The sequence below is a fragment of the Pseudomonas sp. genome, from assembly GCF_030683065.1.
Lineage (GTDB): Bacteria > Pseudomonadota > Gammaproteobacteria > Pseudomonadales > Pseudomonadaceae > Aquipseudomonas.
Map to the genome: position 1 here is coordinate 36,386 of NZ_JAUXMX010000063.1, position 18,453 is coordinate 54,838.

An 18,453-nucleotide genomic window follows, 5' to 3' on the forward strand; every position below is an offset into this window, starting at 1 on the left:
GCGTTCCCTCACCCGACTCTCAGGTTCTTTCTGCAATGCACGACTACGTTAACTGGCTGCGCCACGCTTCGCCCTATATCAATGCCCACCGCGACTGTACCTTCGTCGTGATGCTGCCGGGCGAGGGTGTCGCCCACCCGAATTTCGGCAATATCGTCCACGATCTGGTGCTCCTGCACAGCCTCGGCGTGCGCCTGGTACTGGTGCACGGCTCACGCTCGCAGATCGAGGCGCGCCTGACTGCACGCGGGATAACCCCGCACTTTCACCGTGATCTGCGGGTCACCGACGGCGCAACCCTGGAATGCGTGATCGATGCGGTCGGCCAGCTGCGCATCGCCATTGAGGCGCGCCTGTCGATGGACATGGCTGCCTCGCCGATGCAGGGCGCGCGCCTGCGCGTGTCCGGCGGCAACTTCGTCACCGCGCGGCCAATCGGCGTGGTCGACGGCGTCGACTATCACCACACCGGCGAAGTGCGCCGGGTCGATCGCAAGGGTATTGGTCGTCTGCTCGACGAGCGCAGCATCGTACTGCTGTCGCCGCTGGGCTATTCGCCGACCGGGGAAATCTTCAACCTGGCCTGCGAAGACGTGGCTACCCGTGCCGCCATCGACCTGGGCGCCGACAAGCTGCTGCTGTTCAGTGCCGAGCGCGGCCTGCTCGACGAAGACGGCAAACTGGTGCGCGAACTGCGCCCGCAGCAGGTGCCGACTTACCTGGCGCGGCTGGGCAACAGCTATCAGGGCGAACTGCTCGACGCCGCGGCCCAGGCCTGCCGCGCCGGGGTCAAGCGCGCGCACCTGGTCAGCTATGTGGACGACGGCTCGCTGCTGACCGAACTGTTCACCCGCGATGGCGGCGGCACCCTGGTCGACCAGGAACAGTTCGAGTCATTGCGCGAGGCGAATATCGGCGATGTCGGCGGCTTGATCGAGCTGATCAGCCCGCTGGAAGAGCAGGGCATTCTGGTGCGCCGTTCGCGCGAGGTGCTGGAGCGCGAGATCGAGCAGTTCAGTATCGTCGAGCGCGACGGCCTGATCATCGCCTGCGCCGCGCTGTACCGAATTGACGACTCGGACTACGGCGAACTGGCCTGCCTGGCGGTCAACCCGGACTATCGCCACGGCGGCCGCGGCGACGAACTGCTCGAACGCATCGAGGCACGCGCCCGCGCCCAGGGCCTGAAGCACCTGTTCGTCCTCACCACGCGTACCGCCCACTGGTTCCGCGAGCGCGGCTTCGTGCCCAGCAACGTCGATCGTCTGCCGGCAGCCCGCGCCTCGCTGTACAACTTCCAGCGCAACTCCAAGGTGTTCGAAAAGGCGTTGTAGTCGCCAATTGCGCAGCGAAGTGTGTAGGAGCCAGCTTGCTGGCGATGCTTTTGACCTGCAAAGATCGCCGGGACGCTGGACGGCAGCAGGCGGGCGCCTAAAAAGGCGTAGCCAAGCCTTCAGGCGCTTTTCTGCTGGCGCAGCAGTTGCTCATGGCCGTCGTCCCAGCCGGCCTCCCAGGCAGCGGCAAGCACCTCGGCGCTGTGATCGTGGCGGGTATTGGGGTGGCCGGTGAGGCCCGCCATATAGCCTTGCTGGTAAGCCTTGTTCAGGCTTTCCAGGCTCCAGCTACGGTCATCCTTGGCATCGAACTCCATGGGCACGGCTCGTGTTGATTGCTCTGTGCCTATGCTAGTTGTGCGTGGCCCCCCTTGGTCGCACCGCGGGTCTCGGCTTTTACCCCGCGGGTTGCTTTTGTGACCGGGTCGACTAAAAGGCTGAGAAAAAATCGGTTGCCTATTGCGACCGTCGCCGGACGGCTGCAACTGCGTTGCACTCGCCCGTGACCGTGGATATTTTTCCGGCCTAACTCGCCGGGGCCAGGATGCTTGCCTGGTAGGCCGCGGCAAAGCTGTCGAAATCACCTTCGTCCTGAGCCTCCAGCTCGGCCTGCTCGCGCAATGAGCGTGCGCTCGCGGCTTCGAAGCTGGCCTGTTGTTCTGCGCTCAGTGGCTGGCTACGGAAATAGTCGGCGTGCAGCTTGCTCTGGCGCAGGGAGAACTGGCTGAAGCTTTCACCCTGTTGCAAGTGCGCGAGCACCTGGGCCGAAGGGGTCAGGCTGGTATCGTCGACCTTGGCGCGCTGCAGCTGCAGGGCATGGCTGTGTGCTTCGTTGCCATGGCTCTGATCGAGCAAGCTGGCCGTTTGCTGGATGCTGTCGAGTAGCTCGTGGGCCCAGTCCTGCAGCGCCACGGGTTGGCCCCGCAGCTGCAAGTGCAGTCCAGGGCGGCGACCGTCTTTGACCACATTGAGGAAGTTGTCGGTGCAGGCGTGACATTCGTCGCCGCCCAGTGGCGGGCTTTCCTGCAGCGCACAGAACAGCAGGAAGGCGTCGAGGAAGCGCGCTTCGACCAAGTCGATGCCCAGCGGCAGGAAGGGGTTTATGTCCAGGCAGCGCACTTCGATGTATTGCACGCCACGGGCCATCAGCGCCTGGATCGGCCGTTCGCCACTGTGGGCCACGCGCTTCGGGCGGATGTTCGAGTAGTACTCGTTCTCGATCTGCAGGATGTTGGTGTTGAGTTGCAGCCATTCGCCATCTTTCTTCGCGCCGATCTCGACGTAGGGCGGGTAGGGCGTGGCGACTGCCTTGCGCAGGCTGTCGGTGTAGCTGGCCAGGTCGTTGTAGCAGGGGGTCAGGCCCGCCTGGGCGTTACTCTGATAACCCAGGTCGCTCATGCGCAGGCTGGTGGCGTAGGGCAGGTACAGGGTGCGCTCGTCAAGTTGCTGCAGTTGGTGCGGGCGGCCACGCAAGAAGCCGGCATCTAGGGCCGGCGAGGCGCCGAACAGGTACATCAACAGCCAGCTGTAGCGGCGGAAGTTGCGAATCAGGGCGATGTAGCGCGCCGATTGGTAGTCGCGCGCGTCCCGCGTATTGCCCTCTGCCTGCTGCAGCAGTGGCCACAAGTTGTCCGGCAGGGAGAAGTTGTAGTGAATGCCGGCAATGCACTGCATGGTCTTGCCGTAACGCAGCGCCAGACCACTGCGGTAGACGTATTTGAGCTTGCCGATGTGCGAGTCGCCGTACGCGGCGATCGGAATGGTCTGCTCGTCCGGCAGGGGGCAGGGCATCGACGGGCTCCACAGGTATTCGCCGTCGAGCTTGCTGTAGACGAAGCGATGAATCTGTTCGAGATCGGCCAGGGTGATGGCCGGGTCCGGCTCCGCTGGGGTGATGAACTCCAGCAGCGCCTCGGAATAGTCCGTAGTGATCTGTGGGTGCGTCAGCGCCGAGCCCAGCGCAGCCGGGTGCGGGGTCAGGGCCAGTTGGCCATCACCGTTGACGCGCAGGCATTCACGCTCGATGCCGTGCAAGCACTGGGAAAGCAGGGAGAGGTTGGCGCGCTCGCCGAGCAGGGCCAGGCGGCGGGAGAACAGGTCGCTCAAGATTGCATTCCTTTACGCATCGGTCGCCTCAATATGGGGGCGAATCGATTGCTCTACAAGGGGCCGGTAACGGCGAATTCGGCGTAGCTGTTCGCCCTGGGCGCAGCACGACGTGGTTACCCTAGCTCAGTCTGGGTGCAGGCGATTACACACTGGCGAAGGCGGCCTACGCCTTTGCGACCCGCTTGTCGCCTGCACCTGATGCCGGCGGTCGCTATAGGCACCGCCGGCTCGGGTGGGTCACTTGCAGATGAAGGTGGCCTGGGCCGTGGCCACCAGTTTGTCACCCTGCTGCACCCGCGCCTCCAGCACATGCACCTTGCGCCCGGCATTCAGCACGCGGGCGTTGCAGACGATTTCGCCCTCGCTGACCGCGCGGATGTAGTTGACCTTGCATTCCAGGGTCATGCTGCCCGCCTGGCCATCGAACAGGCTGTGGCTGGCTTGGCCGAGCGCCGTGTCGATCAGCGAGAACAGCGCGCCGCCGTGCATGCGTCCGTGCAGATTGAGCAGGTGGTCCTGCATGCTCATGCGCACCTGGGACTCACCGTTCTCGGCTTTCTCGATGGTCATGCCGAGCAGCGTACTGAATGCACTGTCCTGGCCGACTGGAGACGTGTTGCTCATGGTTTACTTCCTTCGCTGCTTGGCATTGGCGAACAGCGCGGCCATGGCGGCGTTGCTGGCGGGCTGCGGTTCGGCACGCGGCGTGCTGGCCGGTGGCCGAGGGCTGGTTTCACGCTTGCCATCGCCGCGGGAGCCGTTGCGCGTGCCGCTGCGCACGCCCTCGATTTTCTCGCCCGGGGTGTCGCCCATGCGCATCGACAGGGCAATGCGGTTACGCGGGATGTCCACTTCCATCACCTTGACCTTGACCACGTCGCCGGCCTTGACCGCTTCGTGCGGGTCCTTGATGAACTTCTCCGACAGCGCCGAGATGTGCACCAGGCCGTCCTGATGCACGCCGATGTCGACGAACGCGCCAAAGTTGGTGACGTTGGTCACCACGCCTTCGAGGATCATCCCCAGCTCGAGATCCTTGAGGGTCTCGACGCCCTCCTGGAATTCGGCGGTCTTGAATTCCGGGCGTGGATCGCGGCCAGGCTTTTCCAGCTCGGCGAGGATGTCGCCGACGGTGACCAGGCCAAAAGTTTCGTCGGTAAATTTTTTCGGGTCGAGGCGCTTGATGAAGGCCGCGTCGCCGACCAGCGAGCGGATGTCGCGACCGGTATCCGCGGCGATGCGCTGCACCAGTGGGTAGGTTTCCGGGTGCACCGCCGAGGCGTCCAGCGGGTTGTCACCGTTCATCACACGGAGGAAGCCGGCGGCCTGCTCGAAGGTTTTCTCGCCCAGGCGCGACACCTTTTTCAGCGCGGCGCGGGTCTTGAACGCACCGTTGGCATCGCGGTGCGCGACGATGTTCTGGGCCAGGGTCGTATTCAGCCCGGAGATCCGCGCGAGCAGAGCGACCGAGGCGGTGTTGACGTCGACGCCGACGGCGTTCACGCAGTCTTCCACTACCGCATCCAGGCTGCGCGCCAGTTTGAGCTGGGATACGTCGTGCTGGTACTGGCCGACGCCGATGGATTTCGGGTCGATCTTCACCAGCTCGGCCAGCGGGTCCTGCAGGCGGCGGGCGATGGAAACGGCGCTGCGAATCGATACGTCGAGGTCGGGAAATTCTTTGGACGCCAGCTCCGATGCCGAATACACCGAGGCGCCAGCTTCGCTGACCATGATCTTGGTCAGCTTGAGCTCTGGGTGCTTCTTGATCAGCTCGATGATCAGCTTATCGCTTTCGCGGCTGGCGGTGCCGTTGCCGATGGCCACCAGGTCGACTGAGTGCTTGGCGCACAGCTTGCTCAGGGTGTTGATGGTGCCGTCCCAGTCATTGCGCGGCGCGTGCGGGTAGACGGTGGCGGTGTCGAGCAGCTTGCCGGTGCTGTCGACCACCGCGACCTTGCAGCCGGTGCGTAGGCCCGGGTCGAAGCCCAGCGTCGCACGCGGGCCTGCTGGCGCGGCCAGCAACAGGTCGTGCATGTTGCGGGCGAACACCGCGATCGCCTCGTCCTCGGCGCCTTCGCGCAGTTCGCCGAGCAGGTCGGTTTCCAGGTGAGTGTAGAGCTTGACCTTCCAGGTCCAGCGCACCACTTCGCCCAGCCATTTGTCGGCGGCGCGGCCCTGGTTGCTGATGCCGAAGCGCTCGGCAACCATGCCTTCGCAAGGGTGCAGGGTGCCAGGTAGCTCTTCGCCGATTTTCAGGCTGGCGCTGAGGAAGCCCTCGTTGCGGCCGCGGAAAATCGCCAGGGCACGGTGCGAGGGGGCGTTTTTCAGCTTCTCGTCGTGTTCGAAGTAATCGCGGAACTTGGCGCCGTCCTGCTCCTTGCCGGCTATCAGGCGAGCGCTGAGGGTGGCGTTGTCCTTGAGGAAACTGCGCAGGTTGGCCAGTAGGGTGGCGTCTTCGGCGAAGCGTTCCATAAGGATGTACTTTGCGCCTTCGAGCACGGCCTTGATGTCGGAGAAGCCTTTTTCGGCATCGACGAAACCTGCGGCTTCACTCTCCGGGGCCAGGCTTGGGTCGTTGAACAGGGCGTCGGCCAGTTCGCCAAGGCCGGCTTCCAAGGCGATCTGGCCCTTGGTGCGGCGTTTCTGTTTATACGGCAGGTAGAGGTCTTCGAGGCGGGTCTTGGTCTCGGCCAGGTTGATCTCGCGAGTCAGCTCCGGAGTCAGCTTGCCCTGCTCCTCGATGCTGGCGAGGATGCTGGCGCGCCGATCGTCCAGCTCGCGCAGGTAGCGCAGGCGCTCTTCAAGGTGGCGCAGTTGGGTGTCATCCAGGCTGCCGGTGACTTCCTTGCGGTAACGGGAGATGAACGGCACGGTGGAGCCTTCATCGAGCAGTGCCACTGCGGCGGCAACCTGTTGCGGGCGCACGCCCAGTTCTTCGGCGATGCGGTTATTGATGCTGAGCATATGAAAAGCTACCCACACTGAGAGGCTGTGAAAAACGCGCGCCTACTGCGGATGTCTCGGCGACGGCGTTGGATATGTTCACACCCTCTGAAACGAAAAACCGGCCGCGCAAAACCACGGGCCAGACGATAGAGCGGCGCATTATAACCATTAGCTGCCATCAGGGATGGGGAGGTGAATCGAGGGCGTAGGCGGGCATGCCAGCTGACCTGTGGCTGCGGTTGATCCTCCAGAGATTGTGGTTTGCCGGCCCTCGGCGAAAAATCTGCTAACAATGGCTGCACCGGTGATCGTGGTGGCTGAGCCATAATGCCGGCATTGGAAGCTGTTCACGCCCGACGGGCGGCGCAGGTTCTCGGTCAAGGAGCTTCTATGAGCAGCACTGCACTTCCGCTTGAAGGCGAGAAAATTCTGGTTGTCGATGATGATGCCCGCTTGCGGCGTCTGCTTGAGCGCTTCTTCGAGGAGCAGGGCTATCGCGTGCGCACGGTGGAGAACGTCGAGCAGATGGATCGCCTGTTGGCGCGCGAGCTGTTTCATCTGGTGGTGCTCGACCTGATGCTGCCGGGCGAGGACGGCCTGTCGGCATGCCGCCGGCTGCGTGCGGCGAACAATCAGGTGCCAATCATCATGCTCACCGCCAAGGGTGACGAAACCAGCCGTATCCAGGGCCTGGAACTGGGCGCCGATGACTACCTGGCCAAGCCCTTCAATCCTCGTGAACTGTTGGCGCGGATCAAGGCCGTGCTGCGCCGTCAGGCCCCGGTGGTGCCGGGCGCGCCGGGTGCCGAGGACGAAAGCGTCAGTTTCGGCGAATACGAACTGTCGCTGGCCACCCGCGAACTGAAGAAGGGTGACGAAGTACACATGCTCACCACCGGCGAGTTCGCCGTACTCAAGGCGCTGGTTCAGCATGCCCGCGAGCCACTGACCCGCGACAAGCTGATGAATCTGGCCCGTGGTCGCGAGTGGGACGCCCTGGAGCGTTCTATCGACGTGCAGATTTCACGCCTGCGCCGCTTGATTGAGCCGGACCCGTCCAAGCCACGTTATATCCAGACGGTCTGGGGCGTGGGCTATGTGTTTGTGCCAGACGGCAATAAGTGACGGCTCGCCCAGCAAACCCCGTGTAGGAGCCAGCTTGCTGGCGATCCTGACGCCCTGATCGCCAGCAAGCTGGCTCCTACGGATCCTGTCTTTTCGATGAAAACGCCGCTGTGGTTCCCGCAAAGCTTCTTCGCTCGCACCCTCTGGTTGGTGTTGATCGTGGTGCTGTTCTCCAAGGCGCTGACCCTGGTTTATCTGATGATGAACGAGGATATGTTGGTCGACCGCCAGTACAGCCATGGCGCTGCGTTAACCCTGCGCGCCTATTGGGCGGCTGATCCGGAAGACCGCTCGAAGATCGCCAATGCGGCAGGCCTCCAGCGTACGCCGCTCGATGAGGTGCCAGCCAGCGAGCAGCACTGGCCCTACAGCGAGATATTCGAGCGGCAGATGCAGGTCGAACTCGGGCCTGAAACCGAGGTGCGGGTGCGTGCGAAAAGCCCGCCAGCGTTGTGGGTACGTGCCCCGGCGCTTGGCGATGAGTGGCTGCGGGTGCCGATGTACCCGCACCCATTGCGCGGCCAGCGAATCTGGAGCGTACTGGGCTGGTTTCTCGGCATCGGTCTGCTCTCCACAGCGGCCGCCTGGATTTTCGTGCGCCAGCTCAGTGCGCCCTTGAAGCGTCTGGTGTTCGCCGCTCGCCAGCTCGGCAAGGGCCGCAGTGTGCGTTTGCCAGTGAGCGAAACGCCGAGTGAAATGGCCGAGGTGTACCGCGCCTTTAACCAGATGGCCGAAGACGTCGAGCAGGCCGGGCGCGAACGCGAGTTGATGCTGGCGGGTGTGTCCCATGACTTGCGCACGCCGTTGACCCGCTTGCGATTGTCTCTGGAACTGCTGAACCACGATTCCGAGCTGACCGAGGACATGGTTCGCGATATCGAAGACATGGACGCGATTCTCGACCAGTTTCTCGCCTTTATTCGCGACGGCCGCGACGAGCCGGTGGAAGAACTCGACCTGCTTGAGTTGATTCGCGAAGTGGTGGCGCCCTATAACCAGCAGCGGGAGCAGGTGCGTTTGTGCCTGGAGGTGGTGCCGGCCTTCCCGCTGCGACGGGTGTCGATCAAGCGACTGCTGGTCAATCTGATCGAGAACGCCCTGCGCTATGGCGGCAATGCGGTAGAAGTTGCCGTGTCGGTGTCGGGCAATTGCAGCGCCCCCTACGTCGTGCTCAGCGTGCTCGACCGTGGCGCCGGTATCGATCCGGCCGAGTTGGGCAGCATCTTCAACCCATTTATTCGCGGCGATCGCGCCCGTGGCGGCCAGGGTGCGGGGCTAGGTCTGGCCATCGTCAAGCGTATTGCCGCCTTGCATGGCGGCAGTGTCGAGTTGCGCAACCGTTCAGGCGGTGGTCTGGAAGCGCGGGTCTGCCTGCCGCTAGGCTTGCTGCTGCCGCGCGACGCGGTCTGACCTGCCGCTGCAAGAGACGACCGTGGCTTGGTAGGTTGGGTTAGCGGCGGCGCCTGTCTTGAATCAAGTCCGGATTTGCACCGCCGCGTAACCCAACATGACGTCAGCCGGCACGCTGCAGATGCCGGGTAACGTCGCACGTAAAACGCTGCCCTGAGCGAAGCGCTGAGGAGGCCAACCCATCCACGGGCCTGCTTCAGCAGCGATGCTTTCAGCCTTCAAGACCCACCGCGGCTAAAGCCCCTTCCACGGTATTTCAGCGTCGCGCTCCGCTGGGTTCGCGGTGCTTTTCGCTAGCCTTTGCCTTTGGTGCGGGTCAGGTGGGGTGCGCTGTTCTTCTCCAGGTACTGGATCACCAGGCTGGCGACATCCTTGCCGGTGGTGGTCTCGATACCTTCCAGGCCAGGCGAGGAGTTCACCTCCATCACCAGCGGACCGTGGTTGGAGCGCAGAATGTCCACGCCCGCGACACCCAACCCCATCACTTTGGCTGCGCGGATTGCCGTCATGCGTTCTTCCGGGGTGATCTTGATCAGGCTGGCGCTGCCGCCCCGGTGCAGGTTGGAGCGGAACTCGCCGGCCTTGGCCTGACGCTTCATCGCGGCGATCACCTTGTCGCCGACCACGAAGCAGCGGATATCCGCGCCGCCAGCTTCCTTGATGTATTCCTGCACCATGATGTTCTGCTTGAGGCCCATGAAGGCCTCGATCACTGACTCGGCGGCTTTAGCGGTTTCGCAAAGCACCACGCCGATGCCTTGGGTGCCTTCCAGCACCTTGATCACCAGCGGCGCGCCGTTGACCATCTGGATCAGGTCGTCGATGTCGTCCGGCGAGTGGGCAAAACCGGTTACTGGCAGGCCGATGCCGCGCCGTGACAGCAGTTGCAGCGAGCGCAGCTTGTCCCGCGAGCGGGCGATCGCCACCGACTCGTTGAGCGGGAACACACCCATCATCTCGAACTGACGCAGCACTGCGCAGCCATAAAAGGTCACCGAGGCACCGATCCGCGGGATCACCGCATCGAAGCCCTCTAGCGGTTGGCCGCGGTAGTGGATCTGCGGCTTGTGGCTGGCGATATTCATATAGGCGCGCAGGGTGTCGATGACCACCACCTCATGGCCGCGCAGCTGACCGGCCTCGACCAGGCGACGAGTGGAATAGAGGCGCGGATTGCGCGACAGTACAGCGATTTTCATGGGGCACCAGAGAGGTCAGCAAGCGAGGGTTTGTCTTGAACGTAAGTCAGCGCCGGATTGACCACCAGTTGGCCAGCAACCAGTGCTTTGGAGCCGAGCAGTACGCGATAGCGCATGGTCTTGCGGCAAGTCAGGGTGAACTCCACTGGCCACAGGCGATCACCCAGGGCCATGTGGGTGCTGATAACGTAGCGGCTCTGCACGTGGCCGGTGGAACTCTTGATGTTCTTCAGTGTTACCAGTGGCGCTTCACAGCGATGGCGGCGCTGCACCAGCGTGCCGAGATGCGCGGTGAAGCGCACCCAGTCTTCGCCATCACGCTGGAACGGCTGGATGTCGCTGGCGTGCAGGCAGGAGGTGCTGGCACCGGTGTCGATTTTTGCGCGCAGACCTACCATGCCCAGGTCGGGCAGGTTGATCCATTCGCGCAGGCCGATCACGCTGAGATGGTCGAAGGTCTTCAAATTGGGCGAGTTCCGTCAGGCCAGGTTGGCCTATAGTTGCGGGCATTCTAGTTGGGCCTAATGACAACTGCATCAGGCAAAATTCACGTGGGCTGACTGTTTCGATCGAGAGCGCAATGAGCGACAAAGAAGACGACAAGATACGCCTGGATAAATGGCTATGGGCGGCACGTTTTTACAAGACTCGCGCCCTGGCCAAGGCCGCCATCGAGGGCGGCAAGGTGCATTGCCGTGGCGAGCGCTGCAAGCCTGGCAAGGAACCGCGGATCGGCGACGAACTGCTGATTCGCGTTGGCTTCGACGAGCGCACCGTGGTGATTCAGGCACTGTGCGCGGTGCGCCGTGGTGCGCCCGAGGCGCAGGCTCTGTACAGCGAAACCGCCGAGAGTATAGAGCGCCGTGAACAGGCCGCCGTACAGCGCAAGACCGGTGCCCTGGGCGTGCAGACCGACGGACGGCCCAGCAAGAAGCAGCGTCGACAGATCCATCGATTTCGCGATGGCCAGGATTGAGCACAGACCGCGACCCGCAGGCAGTGCGCCGTGGTTCATGATTTTTGGCACAAAAGCTGGCGGGCTGTCGCTGCGCGCCGAACGGAACGCCGCCGGAGTGGCGCTAGCGCATCTGCGCGAACGCCTGGTCGTGCCCTTCGACAGGTGGCGCGCTTTGATTTTTCCTCGGTGCGCTCCCTCCCGAGACCTTAAAGCGGCCAGGCCACTAGCAGCAGCGGCACACCGACCAGCACCACGAGAATTTCCATCGGCAGGCCCAGGCGCCAGTAATCGCCGAAGCGAAAGCCACCTGGGCTGAGAATCAGGGTGTTGTTCTGGTGACCGATGGGCGTGAGGAACGAGCAAGAGGCGCCAATGGCTACCGCCATCAGCAGCGAGTCGGGGCTGACGCCAAGCTGGCTGGCTGCGCTCAGGGCGATCGGGCACATCACCGCTGCAGTGGCGGCGTTGTTCATGAAATCCGAGAGGGTCATGCTCACCACCAGCAACAGGGTGAGCACGACCACCGGGTTGCCCTGGGCGACGTGCTCCATCAGCAGGCGCGCCAGCAAATCTGCTGCACCGCTGCTGGACATGGCGCCGGCCACCGGGATCAAAGCGCCGAGCAGGACGATCACCGGCCAGTCGATGGACTCGTAAATCGCGCGCAACGGCACCACGCGCATCACCATGAATACCAGCACGCCAGCGGCGAAGGCCACGGCGGCCGAGAGCAGCCCCGTGGCGGAAACCAGCACGGCCAACAGCATCACCCCCAGAGCCAGGCCCGCGTGGGTGGGATTGGGAATACTGATAGCGCGGTCGGCCAGCGGTATGCAGGCATAGTCGCCGGCAAGCTCGGCAATATCGCCCGGCGTACCCTGCATCAGCAGAACATCGCCTGGGCCGATCAGGGTCGAGCGCAGGCGCTTGATCGAACGATGATTCGCCCGTGAGATCGCCAGCAGGTTGATGCTATAGCGGCTACGCAGGCGGATGCTGCTGGCCGAACGCCCAACCAGGTGGGAATCGGGTCGTACCAGCAGTTCCTGCAGGACGGTGTCACTGCCGCTGCCGTCTTTCTTGTCGGTGTCTGGCTCAGGGCTTGTCGGGGCGTCTTGGGTTTCGGCTGCGCTGTCCTCGTCGGCGGGCGCCTCCAGCGTGCGTTCAGCTTCCAGTTGCAGGCCCAGTTTGCCGAGTATGGTGCCGAGGGCCTCGGGTTCGGCTTCGATCACCAGTACGTCACCGTCGCGCAAGATCCGTCGCGGGTCGGGTGCTGACAGGTGCAGGTCGTTGCGCGCCATGCCTATCACCTGGGCGTCGGCCTCATCCAGCAACTGCTCGACTTCGCGCAAACGCTTGCCGGCCACCTTGGCGCCTTGCTTGACCCGGACCTCGGTCAAGTAGGTGCCGGTGTCGAAGCTGGCCACATTGGCCACCTCGCGCTTGGGCACCAGGCGCCAGCCGAACAGGGTGATAAACAGCACGCCGCTGAGCGCTACCGCAACGCCAACCGGGCTGAAATCGAACATGGCGAAGGGGCCAGCACCGCTCTGCGCGCGAAAGCTGGAGACGATCAGGTTGGGTGGCGTGCCGATCAGCGTGGTCATGCCGCCAAGAATGGTGCCGAAGGCCAGCGGCATCAGCACTCGGCCCGGAGGCAGACCCTGCTTGGCAGCGATCTGCAGGGCAATCGGCATCAACAGGGCCAGCGCCCCGACGTTGTTCATAAAGGCCGAGAGCAGCGCGCCAAGGCCGGTCAGTGCGGCAATCGAGAGCATCGGTCCTGCACTGCTGGGCAGCACGCGCTGGGCCAGGGCATCGACCACGCCGGTAATCTGCAGGCCGTGGCTCAACACCAGCACGCAGGCGACAGTGATCACCGCAGGGTGGCCGAAGCCGGCGAAGGCCTGCTCGTCCGGTACCAAACCGACCAGCACGCAGGCGAGCAAGGCGCCGAGTGCGACCACGTCGTGGCGCCAGCGGCCCCAGATAAACAGCCCGATGGTGGCGACGAGGATGGCGAAGATCAAGCCTTGGTCTTGGGTCATGCGGGCGAGTGGTCCTTGGGCGAAAGGTCGGCGCACCCCCTGGGGCATGGCCGTGTTTAGTCCCTGCTAGCTTTGTAGCAGAGCGCGGACCGCCGCGTCAGTTCAATTGCCTGTGGTTCACACGCTCGCGGACACGTCCCCTCCCACAAGGGCGCGCCTCAGGCGTATTGCGCCGCCGCGTAGCCCGAAGCCCAGGCCCACTGGAAGTTGAAACCGCCCAGATGGCCACTGACATCCAGCACCTCGCCAATGAAGTAAAGCCCCGGGCTTTTCAGCGATTCCATGGTCTTCGACGACACCTCGCAGGTATCCACGCCGCCCAGGGTCACCTCGGCGGTGCGGTAGCCCTCGGTGCCGGCGGGCACCAGTTGCCAGTCGCCCAGGTGCTCGGCTATCGCCTTGAGTTCGCCCGGGGTGTACTGCTTCAGCGGTTTGTTAACGAACCAGTTGTCGACCAGCAGCCCGGCCATCTTCTTGGTGAACAGTTCGGCAAGCAGGGTCTTCAGCTCGCTGTTCGGCCGTTCGCGCTGCTGCTCGGTCAGCCACTCGGGCAGGTCGATGTGCGGCAGCAGGTCGATATGCACGGTGTCGCCCGGTTGCCAGAATGAGGAGATTTGCAAAATCGCCGGCCCGGAAAGGCCGCGGTGAGTAAACAGGATGTTCTCGCGGAAACTATGGCCGTTGCAGCTGACCAGGCAATCCTCTACCGAGGTGCCGGACAACTCCGTGCACAGCGTCTTCAGCTGCGGATCGGTAATCGTGAATGGCACCAGCCCGGCGCGGGTCGGCAGCAGGGTATGACCGAACTGCCTGGCCACTTGGTAGCCGAAGCCCGTGGCGCCGAGGGTCGGAATCGACAGGCCTCCGGTGGCGATCACCAGCGACTCGCAGCGCACCAGGCCGGCGCTGGTCTGCAACTGGTAGCCAGCCTCCCGCTTGGCGATATCACTGACTGAGGTCTCCAAACGCAGCTCGACACCGGCCTGCGCGCACTCGTCGAGGAGCATGCCGAGGATGTCGCTGGCCTTGTGGTCGCAGAACAGCTGGCCGAGTTTTTTCTCGTGGTAGGCCACGCCATGTTTGGCGACCAGGCCGATGAAATCCCACTGGGTATAGCGCGCCAGGGCCGATTTGCAGAAGTGTGGGTTCTGCGAGAGAAAGTTGTCCGGCTCGCAATACAGGTTGGTGAAATTGCAGCGCCCGCCGCCGGACATCAGGATCTTCTTGCCGGCCTTGTTCGCATGGTCGAGCAGCAGCACCTTGCGTCCGCGCCCGGCGGCAGTCAACGCACACATCAAGCCAGCGGCACCGGCGCCGATAATCACCACGTCACTCACTTGCACAGCCACTTCCCCGCAACCCGACAGGCGCCGCGAGCGCGGCGCCAAACAGCGCGCATCTTACCCGAAGGCACAAGTGGCCTGTTTGATCTGTTCGGCTCGTCGCTCTGGGCCGTTACCATCCTCGGCTCATGACCTGTCTGCGCCCTTGCGTTCACCCAGGCGTTTAGCGCTCGGAACAGGTTAGTCATAAGACGGCTAGGCTGTTATAGGGCGATTTTTTATAGTGCGTTAGCTGCACGGGCCCGCTATTGGCTCGCGGTATCAAGATATAGTCGCAGCTACTTTGAAAGAGCATGCCAAGCACCTTTTGGTGGCGGTGTACAAGCCTGATGGCTCCTCAACCCACAGCAGGTGCTCAGTGCTGCTATAAACACTAAGGCTGCACTTTCGGGTGGTGGCTGACCGGTCTGAGATTTTTGCCTTATGGACAGCCCGTAATGAATGGATTACGAGTGTTGTGTTTGTCACTGTTGCTGCTGCCGTTGGGCGTCGTGGCGCAGACCTTGCGTCTGGTGGCTGACCCCTGGCCGCCGTTCAATGACCAGGCGCTGCCCAATAACGGTGTGGCTTCCGATCTGGTGAGTAGCGCGTTGGATCGTGCAGGCTATGCCACGACATATGCGCAGGTACCCTGGGAGCGAGCGGTTCGGGGCTTAAAACGCAGCGATTACGATGTGCTGATTAATGCCTGGTACGCCGATGAGCGTGCCAGCTACGGTTACTTCTCCGCGCCTTTTCTGCTCAATCGCATCCATTTTCTGCGGCGCAAGGGCAGCACCATCGAGTTTGAGCAGCTGGCCGATCTGTATCCCCAGCGCATCGCGGTGGTGCGCGGTTATGCCTATTCCTCCGAGTTCACTAGCGACCCGCTGCTGCGCAAAGTTGCAGTCGGCAGTTTCGTCAGCGCCGCGCGCATGCTGCATGCCGGGCGGGTCGAGTTGACTCTGGAGGACGAGTTCGTAGCCCGCTATCACCTGGCCCGCGAGCTTAGCGATATCAGCCATGAACTGGAGTTTTTGCCGCGCCCGTTGAGCGAGAACGGTTTGCATATCTTGATCCGTCGCAGCCATCCAGATCACCAGAAAATTGCCGAGGCGTTCAATCAGGCTATTGCTGCCATGCACGCCGACGGCAGCTATACGGCGATTCTCAAACGGCATGGGCTGTAGTTACTGCCAGCAGTTACGCCCGCGGCCCTGGGACTTAGCCTGATACAGGCGCCGATCGGCGTGGTGCAACAGACTTTCCAGGTCATCCGGTGGGCCATGGTAGATGCCCGCGCTGAATGACAGTGGTGGTGCGCCGATGGCGTATTTAAGGCCGGCGCAGTGCGTGCGCAGTTGGTCGAGCGTGTCACTCAGGGTTGCGGCATCCTGCTGGCTGAGCATGGCGAACTCTTCACCGCCCAGGCGGCCGAGCAGGGCGCTCGGGAAGGCGCTGGACAGCGCACGGGAGAACCCGGCCAGTGCTGCGTCGCCGCTGGCGTGGCCGTGTTCATCGTTGATCCGCTTGAAAAAGTCCAGATCGAGCATCGCCACGCTTAGTGCTCTGCCGTCTGAGCGCGCCTGCTGGAGGAGTTGCTGGCTGTGCTCATAGAATGAGCGGCGGTTATTCAGGCCTGTGAGGACATCGTACTGTGCGGCCTTTTTGAGTGCGCGCAACAGGTCACGGCGTTCGAGAGTCGACATCACCCGGCAGTTGAGCTCCTCCGGGCAAAAGGGCTTGCGCAGAAAGTCGTCGGCGCCGTGCTTGATAAACTTGGCGCTGAGTGAGCCCTTGGTGTCGGCGGACAGGCCGAGAATGATCAGCTCGTGGCGCTTCAGCTTCTGCCGCAACAGCTTGACCAAATCGAAGCCACAGATGCCCGGCATGCTGTGATCTACCAGCAGCAGATCGATATCCGGCTGTTCGTTGAGAATGCGCAGTGCTTCGTCGCCGTCACAGGCTTCGAGAATCTGGAAGCGCTGCGGCGTTAGTACGTGGCGGATGTAATGGCGGGTGGCGTCGGAGTCCTCGGCGATCAGGATCTTCACCGTGCTGTTGCTTTCCAGGCGGTGCAGCAGGCGGAAGACGTACTCGTAGGAGTGCTGGCTTTCCTTGAGCACGTAATCGACCACGCCCTTGAGCAGCATCTGGTCGCGCCGCTGTTCATTGTAAGTGCCGCTGAGGACGATGCAGGGCAGGTGATAGCTCATCACCACATCGACGATTTCACCGTCGGGGGCATCTGGCAAGTTGAGGTCGACGATCGCCGCGAAGAACAGCTGCGCCGAGGTTTCCAGCATCACCTGAGCTTCGTCCATGGTGGCGCAGAAGATCGGTTGGAAGCCGGTCTCCTTGCGAAACATATGCTCAAGGATCTTCAGCACCAGCGGGCTGTCTTCGATCACCAGAATATTGCGCAAGGAGACACTCCACTGTCACTGGGCGGATTATTGCGGTCTTCTTCTGTTTGGCTCATGCCACTCAGTAATTACAGTGAGCGGACGCGCAGTGTGCGGCCTTTGATCTTGCCTTCGCTCAGGCGTTTAAGGGCCTGGCTGGCCATGCTGCGTTCGACCGCGACATAAGCCTGAAAGTCGAAGATGGCGATCTTGCCGACCTGGCTGCCGGGGATGCCGGCATCGCCGGTGAGGGCGCCGAGGATATCGCCAGGGCGGACCTTGTCCTTGCGGCCGCCGCTGATGCACAGGGTGATCATTGGTGGTTGCAGAGGTTCGCCGGCCTTGGCCTTGAGGCTGTTCAGCGGGTGCCAGTTGAGCGGGCTTTTCTGCAGGGTTTCGATGGCCTGGGCACGATGGCCTTCGGCTGGTGCGACCAGGCTCATTGCCATACCTTTCTCACCGGCGCGGCCGGTGCGGCCGACGCGGTGGATATGGATTTCCGAATCGCGCGCCAGTTCGACGTTAATCACCATGTCCAGGGCGTCGATGTCCAGGCCGCGGGCCGCGACATCGGTGGCCACCAGCACCGAGAGGCTGCGGTTGGCGAACATCGCCAGCACCTGGTCACGGTCGCGTTGCTCCAGGTCGCCATTCAGCGCCGCGGCGGAAATGCCGTTGGCGCTCAGGTGGTCGACCACTTCCTGGCACTGCTGCTTGGTGAAGCAGAAAGCCACGCAGGATTCGGGACGGAAGCTGGCGAGCAGCTTGACCACCGCGTCCATGCGCTCCTCGGGAGCGATCTCGTAGAAGCGCTGTTCGATCTGCGCGTCGTCGTGCATGGCCTCGGCCTTGACCTGCTGCGGGTTGCGCATGAAGGCTGCGGACAATTGCTTGATGCCGGACGGGTAGGTGGCGGAGAACAGCAGGGTCTGCCGTTTGCTCGGGGTCTGGCCAATGATGTCGGCAATGCTGTCGTAGAAACCCATGTCGAGCATGCGGTCGGCTTCGTCGAGTACCAGGGTGTTGAGGCCGTCGAGCTTTAGAGTGCCCTTGGCCAGGTGCTGCTGGATGCGCCCCGGGGTGCCGACGATGATCTGCGCGCCGTGCTCAAGCGAGCCGATCTGCGGGCCGAAGGGCACACCGCCACACAGGGTCAGCACCTTGATGTTGTCGGCACCACGGGCCAGGCGGCGGATTTCCTTGGCCACCTGGTCAGCCAGCTCACGGGTCGGGCACATGACCAGCGCCTGACAGCCGAAGTAGCGCGGATTGAGCGGGTTGAGCAGGCCGATACCAAAGGCGGCGGTCTTGCCGCTGCCGGTCTTGGCCTGGGCGATCAGGTCCATGCCCTTGAGCATCACCGGCAGGCTCTGCGCTTGAATCGGGGTCATCGTGGTGTAACCGAGTGACTCGAGGTTCGCCAGCATGGCGGCGGAAAGCGGCAGTGAGGAAAAAGCGGTGTTGGTCACGGTTCAGGCCTGCAAATCGAAATGACGCGCAGTGTAGCAGGCGGCGACGCTGGCGCTACTGCTGGTGCGACCGGGGGCGCTCCTGCTGCACCTGACCTTGAGGCCTTGCAGCCAGGCGCGCGGGG

At 63.1% G+C, this 18,453-nt stretch carries 15 protein-coding genes; 5 read left to right on the forward strand and 10 right to left on the reverse strand.

All coding sequences use genetic code 11. From position 1 onward, the window contains the following. Positions 1–35 precede the first annotated feature (35 nt). Positions 36–1,334 (forward strand): amino-acid N-acetyltransferase, encoded by a 1,299-nt coding sequence (gene argA / locus Q8K09_RS20310; RefSeq protein WP_305256817.1) that lies wholly within the window; start codon positions 36–38, stop codon positions 1,332–1,334. Positions 1,335–1,453: 119 nt separating this feature from the next. Here the strand turns inward: argA and rmf are convergent, their stop codons facing one another. The 4 genes from rmf to Q8K09_RS20330 form a co-directional block, all read right to left on the reverse strand. Beyond that, entirely contained in the window at positions 1,454–1,651 is a 198-nt protein-coding gene (gene rmf / locus Q8K09_RS20315; protein WP_305256818.1) for a ribosome modulation factor, read from the reverse strand. Positions 1,652–1,859: 208 nt separating this feature from the next. Then, positions 1,860–3,440, reverse strand: coding sequence for a glutamate--cysteine ligase (gene gshA, locus Q8K09_RS20320; protein ID WP_305256819.1), 1,581 nt, complete (start codon positions 3,438–3,440; stop codon positions 1,860–1,862). 240 nt (positions 3,441–3,680) lie between these two features. Next, entirely contained in the window at positions 3,681–4,067 is a 387-nt protein-coding gene (locus tag Q8K09_RS20325; protein ID WP_305256820.1) for a PaaI family thioesterase, read from the reverse strand. 3 nt (positions 4,068–4,070) lie between these two features. Continuing rightward, the gene (locus Q8K09_RS20330) at positions 4,071–6,410 is read right to left on the reverse strand and encodes a Tex family protein (protein ID WP_305256821.1); all 2,340 of its coding nucleotides are present in this window, start codon (positions 6,408–6,410) and stop codon (positions 4,071–4,073) included. A gap of 372 nt (positions 6,411–6,782) precedes the next feature. On the opposite strand from Q8K09_RS20330, the gene ompR reads away from it, so the two are divergent. Together ompR and Q8K09_RS20340 are read left to right on the forward strand one after the other, a co-directional pair. Then, positions 6,783–7,517: a two-component system response regulator OmpR gene (ompR, locus tag Q8K09_RS20335; protein ID WP_172148882.1), complete on the forward strand. Its 735-nt coding sequence runs from the start codon at positions 6,783–6,785 to the stop codon at positions 7,515–7,517. Between the two features lie 96 nt (positions 7,518–7,613). Then, on the forward strand, positions 7,614–8,927 hold the full coding sequence (locus Q8K09_RS20340) for an ATP-binding protein (protein WP_305256822.1): 1,314 nt from the start codon (positions 7,614–7,616) through the stop codon (positions 8,925–8,927). Positions 8,928–9,220: 293 nt separating this feature from the next. Here Q8K09_RS20340 and rimK read toward each other — a convergent pair whose 3' ends face one another. After that, the gene (rimK, locus tag Q8K09_RS20345) at positions 9,221–10,126 is read right to left on the reverse strand and encodes a 30S ribosomal protein S6--L-glutamate ligase (RefSeq protein WP_305256823.1); all 906 of its coding nucleotides are present in this window, start codon (positions 10,124–10,126) and stop codon (positions 9,221–9,223) included. Continuing rightward, positions 10,123–10,557 (reverse strand): ATP-dependent zinc protease, encoded by a 435-nt coding sequence (locus Q8K09_RS20350; protein ID WP_305256905.1) that lies wholly within the window; start codon positions 10,555–10,557, stop codon positions 10,123–10,125. The genes rimK and Q8K09_RS20350 overlap by 4 nt, the downstream gene beginning before the upstream one ends. A 149-nt stretch (positions 10,558–10,706) precedes the next feature. Here Q8K09_RS20350 and Q8K09_RS20355 point away from each other — a divergent pair, with 149 nt between their 5' ends. Continuing rightward, positions 10,707–11,102, forward strand: coding sequence for an RNA-binding S4 domain-containing protein (locus Q8K09_RS20355; protein ID WP_305256824.1), 396 nt, complete (start codon positions 10,707–10,709; stop codon positions 11,100–11,102). A gap of 188 nt (positions 11,103–11,290) precedes the next feature. Here Q8K09_RS20355 and Q8K09_RS20360 read toward each other — a convergent pair whose 3' ends face one another. Both Q8K09_RS20360 and Q8K09_RS20365 read right to left on the reverse strand, forming a co-directional pair. Continuing rightward, the gene (locus tag Q8K09_RS20360; RefSeq protein WP_305256825.1) at positions 11,291–13,132 is read right to left on the reverse strand and encodes an SLC13 family permease; all 1,842 of its coding nucleotides are present in this window, start codon (positions 13,130–13,132) and stop codon (positions 11,291–11,293) included. Positions 13,133–13,290: 158 nt separating this feature from the next. Beyond that, on the reverse strand, positions 13,291–14,475 hold the full coding sequence (locus Q8K09_RS20365) for an NAD(P)/FAD-dependent oxidoreductase (protein WP_305256826.1): 1,185 nt from the start codon (positions 14,473–14,475) through the stop codon (positions 13,291–13,293). A gap of 437 nt (positions 14,476–14,912) precedes the next feature. Between Q8K09_RS20365 and Q8K09_RS20370 the strand changes: the two genes are divergently transcribed. Then, positions 14,913–15,644, forward strand: coding sequence for an ABC transporter substrate-binding protein (locus tag Q8K09_RS20370; protein ID WP_305256827.1), 732 nt, complete (start codon positions 14,913–14,915; stop codon positions 15,642–15,644). On the opposite strand, the gene Q8K09_RS20375 is transcribed toward Q8K09_RS20370, so the two are convergent. Together Q8K09_RS20375 and dbpA are read right to left on the reverse strand one after the other, a co-directional pair. Further along, positions 15,645–16,880: a diguanylate cyclase domain-containing protein gene (locus Q8K09_RS20375; RefSeq protein ID WP_305256828.1), complete on the reverse strand. Its 1,236-nt coding sequence runs from the start codon at positions 16,878–16,880 to the stop codon at positions 15,645–15,647. Positions 16,881–16,948: 68 nt separating this feature from the next. After that, positions 16,949–18,328: an ATP-dependent RNA helicase DbpA gene (gene dbpA / locus Q8K09_RS20380; RefSeq protein WP_305256829.1), complete on the reverse strand. Its 1,380-nt coding sequence runs from the start codon at positions 18,326–18,328 to the stop codon at positions 16,949–16,951. Positions 18,329–18,453: the final 125 nt, after the last annotated feature.